Source organism: Pseudonocardia sp. SID8383, assembly GCF_009864975.1.
Taxonomy (GTDB): Bacteria; Actinomycetota; Actinomycetes; order Mycobacteriales; family Pseudonocardiaceae; genus Pseudonocardia; species Pseudonocardia alni.
The window spans coordinates 1-4,092 of the sequence record NZ_WWFY01000850.1 but is presented as its reverse complement, the minus strand read 5'-3'; the positions used below and the strand labels follow the sequence as shown (position 1 = coordinate 4,092).

Genomic DNA, 4,092 nt, shown 5'->3' with positions numbered 1-4,092 from the left:
GTCCACCACGACCGGACGCATCCGTACGGCCCCGAGGCCCGGCTGCGCGCGGTGTCGTTCTGGGCGGGTCCGGACGCGGTGCTGCACGGGCCGACCGCGGCCTGGTGGCACGGGATCCTCGACGCCGCCCCGGTCGTCGCCGGGGTGACGGTGCCGCGGCGGACCCGTCGCGCCGTGCGGCCCGGGGTGCGGGTGCGCCGCCGGGACCTGCACCCGGCCGACCGGGGTGTGCGCCGCGGTGTCGGGGTGACGGCGCGGCCACTCACCGTGCTGGAGACCGCCGTCGCGCTGCCGGACGGCGCCGCGCTCCTCGACCGGGCGCTGCAGCGCGGGATGATGTTCGGTGCGCTGCACGCGGCCTGGTGCCGGATGACCGGGGCCACCGGCGCGCCCCGGGCACGGGAGCTGCTCATCGCCGCGGGGGACCGGGCCGGGTCCGGTGCCGAACGGCGGTTGATGCGTGTGCTGCGGGAGGCCGGTCTGACCGGGTGGGTACGGGCCCACCGGGTCGGCCCCTACGAGCTCGACCTCGCCTTCCCGGCCGAACGGGTCGGCGTCGAGTTCGACGGGTGGGCGTGGCACAGCGACGTCGCGCGGTTCCGCAACGACCGGCGCAAGGGCAACGTCCTGGCCGGCCACGGCTGGACGATCCTGCGGGTGACCTGGCACGACCTCGACACCGCACCCGGTCGGGTGGTCGCCGAGATCCGCCGCGCACTCCGGCTCGCCACCGGGTGATCACGGATCCGGCACCGTCGGAGTCGGTGAGCGACCGGATCGGTGCCCGATCCGTGATCGTGGGGGCGGCGCTCGGCGTGGGACGGCGAACGACTACGTTCCGGGGCCCATGCGGTACGGAGCGTGGGTGACGGCGGTCGTGGCGGGACTCCTCCTGGCCGGATGCGGTGGTGCCGCCGCCGGGCAGGAGCAGCAGCAGGCGGTGAACGAGCCCGTCGACGGGACGGTCACCCGGGTCGAGGTCGACTCCGACGCCGGGGCGCTGCGCCTCGTCGCGGGGGAGAAGGCGTCGGTCGAGCAGGACCTGCGGTGGACCGGCGACGCCCGCCCGCAGGTCGAGCAGAAGGTCGACGGCGGCGTCCTGCGGGTCACCGTCCGCTGCCCGGACCAGGGCGGCGACCGCTGCCAGGCCGGTCTCGTGGTGACCGCGCCCGCCTCGTCGTCGGCGCTGGTCGACCTGCGTGCGGGCGGCATCGAGGTCCAGGGACTGACCGGGGCGCTGGACCTGACGTCGTCGGCGGGCGAGGTCAGCGCCACCGGTGCCGGACCGGGCGACGTGCGGGCGAGGTCCAGCGCCGGCGCGGTCGAGCTGACCTTCGCCGCGGCGGCCGCGGACGTGACCGCGGAGTCCAGCGCCGGCGGCGTCGAGATCCGGGTCCCGGTGGGTCCGGCCTACGAGGTGACCGCCGAGACCTCCGCCGGGTCGACCGAGGTCGGCGTCCCCGACCAGCCCGGTGCCGACCACCGGATCACCGCGAAGAGCAGCGCGGGCGGGGTCTCGGTCCTGCCCGCCCGCTGAGGCGCGACACGCCGGGGCGCACCGTCGGACGGACGGCGCCCGCCCGCAGGTAGGGTGACCTGGAAATCCATACCGCGACGTGGCCCGACGGGGACGTCGCCGCACGTGGGGACATCTCCTGCAGTGCGGTCTCAGGCCCTGACCGGGACCCGGGACCCGGCACGGTACCCGCGACGAGACCGGAGACCGCATGAACCCGACGCGGCCGGAGGCCCAGGGCAGGCCCGACGACCCGAGCGACGAGCCGACGCCGGATCACGGGCGAGGCACCCAGACCACCAGCGCGCGCGCTCCCGAGCCCGCACCGCTGTCGGTGCACGGCCCGGCCCGCGTGATCGCGGTGGCGAACCAGAAGGGCGGCGTCGGGAAGACGACGTCGACGATCAACCTCGGGGCCGCGCTCGCCGAGTACGGCCGCAGGGTCCTGCTCGTCGACTTCGACCCGCAGGGCGCGCTGTCGGTGGGCCTCGGCGTGCAGCCCCACCAGCTCGAGTCCACCGTCTACAACCTGTTGATGGAACGCGGCGTCGAGGCAGACGAGGTGCTCCAGGACACCGGCGTCGAGAACCTGGACCTGCTGCCGTCGAACATCGACCTGTCGGCGGCCGAGGTCCAGCTCGTCACCGAGGTCGGCCGGGAGCAGGCACTCGGCCGCGCCCTCAAGCGGTTCCTGCCCGACTACGACATCGTCCTCATCGACTGCCAGCCGTCGCTGGGCCTGCTCACGATCAACGCGCTCGCCTGCGCCGACGAGGTCCTCATCCCGCTGGCGTGCGAGTTCTTCTCGCTGCGCGGCGTGGCACTGCTGATGGACACCATCGACAAGGTCACCGAGCGGCTCAACCCGGACCTGCGCCTGCTCGGCGTGCTCCCGACGATGTTCGACACCCGCACGCTGCACACCCGCGAGGTCCACGACCGCGTGGTGGAGGCGTTCGGGGACAAGGTGTTCGACGCCGTCATCAACCGGACGATCAAGTTCCCGGAGACCACGGTCGCCGGGGAGCCGATCACGACGTGGGCGCCCACGTCGTACGCCGCGGAGGCGTACCGGATGCTCGCCCGCGAGGTCATCGCCCGGTGACGCTGCTCGCCGACGGTGCTCCCGAAGGTCTGGGCGACGGTCTCGACGACAACGACGTCGCCGCGCCGCGGACCCGTCGTTTCACCGTCCGGCTGTACAACTTCGAGGGCCCGTTCGACCTGCTGCTGCAGCTGATCGGCAAGCACGAGCTCGACCTCACCGAGATGGCCCTGCACAAGGTCACCGACGACTTCATCGCCCATCTCACCGACCTCGGCGACGACGCCGACCTCGACGAGATCACCGAGTTCCTGGTCGTCGCGGCGACCCTGCTCGACCTGAAGGCCGCGCGGCTCGTCCCCGGCGCCGAGGTCGACGACGAGGACGACCTCGCCCTGCTCGAGGCCCGTGACCTGCTGTTCGCCCGGCTGCTGCAGTACCGCGCCTACAAGGAGGCCGCGGCGCTGTTCGTCGAGCTGGAGAACGGCGCGATGCGCCGCTTCCCGCGCTCGGTCGCGATCGAGGACCGCTACGCCGAGCTCCTGCCCGAGGTGCTGCTCGGCGTCGACGCGCAGGCCTTCGCCGAGCTCGCCGCCGCGGTGTTCCGGCCGCGCCCGCCCGACGAGGTCGGCGTCGACCACCTGCACGCGGTGCACGTGTCGGTGCCCGAGCACGCGGCGATCCTGCGGGAGCGGCTCGCGCTCGCCGGGACGGCCACCTTCGCCGATCTGACCGCCGACTGCGTCGCGACGCTGGAGGTCATCGCCCGGTTCATGGCACTGCTGGAGCTGTACCGGGAGCGATCGGTGGCCCTGGAGCAGCCGGAGGCGTTCGCCGACCTGACGGTCACCTGGACCGCGGACCGCGAGGACGACCCGGTCGCTTACGCCGCCGCGCTGGAGGACGAGGCCGCGGCCGCCGAGGAGGCGGTGCGGGCGCGCAACCGGCGCCGCCGGAAGAAGAACCGCGTCGACGAGTCGGTCGCGTCCGGCCCCGGCTCCGCCCCTGACTCCGCCGCCGACTCCGATCCCGACGCCGACTCCGATCCCGACGCCGACTCCGATTCCGGAGCGGACCCGGAGGCTCGGGACGCGGGCCTGGACGATCCGGATACGGACCTGGACGACCCGGACGCGGACCTCGACGACCTCGGCGGTCCGGACTCCGACCTCGACCGCCCGGACGAGGCGGATCTGGATCCGGACGGCCCGGACGCGGACCTCGACGGTCTGCACGTGCACCGTCCCGACCCCGACGACGAGAGGACCGGAACCACCGGTGACTGAGCCGGACGACCGGCCGGGCTCCGACGACCCGGAGGACCCGTCCGAGCTGCTGCGCCTGATCGGCCGCACGGTGCCGCGCAGCCCGCACGCCACCGCGTCGCCGCAGGTCGCGGCCGGCGCGGACGACCGAGCCGCTCCGGAGCCGGAGGCTACGGCCGATGGGGCCGATGGGGCCGATGGGGCCGATGGGGCCGATGGGGCCGACGGGGCCGACGGGGCCGACGGGGCCGACGGGGCCGACGGGG

At 74.5% G+C, this 4,092-nt stretch carries 4 protein-coding genes and 1 pseudogene; all 5 read left to right on the top strand.

All coding sequences use genetic code 11. The annotated features are described in order from the left end of the window. On the top strand, positions 1-738 hold a 738-nt coding region (locus tag GTW08_RS20620), incomplete at its 5' end, for an endonuclease domain-containing protein (RefSeq protein ID WP_161152403.1). A gap of 127 nt (positions 739-865) precedes the next feature. Beyond that, positions 866-1,537 (top strand): DUF4097 family beta strand repeat-containing protein, encoded by a 672-nt coding sequence (locus GTW08_RS20615; protein WP_073575216.1) that lies wholly within the window; start codon positions 866-868, stop codon positions 1,535-1,537. 190 nt (positions 1,538-1,727) lie between these two features. Continuing rightward, positions 1,728-2,621 (top strand): ParA family protein, encoded by an 894-nt coding sequence (locus GTW08_RS20610; protein ID WP_073575215.1) that lies wholly within the window; start codon positions 1,728-1,730, stop codon positions 2,619-2,621. A 29-nt stretch (positions 2,622-2,650) separates the two neighbouring features. Further along, positions 2,651-3,418: pseudogene (locus GTW08_RS32050) on the top strand (segregation/condensation protein A); the annotation flags it as partial. A gap of 421 nt (positions 3,419-3,839) precedes the next feature. Next, a partial coding sequence (locus tag GTW08_RS32045) for a hypothetical protein (protein ID WP_237454023.1) occupies positions 3,840-4,092 on the top strand: 253 nt, incomplete at its 3' end.

Excerpts from the sequence above, each read along its gene's own strand:
- GTW08_RS20610 (WP_073575215.1), top strand. The coding sequence starts at position 1,728 with ATGAACCCGACGCGGCCGGAGGCCCAGGGCAGGCCCGACGACCCGAGC.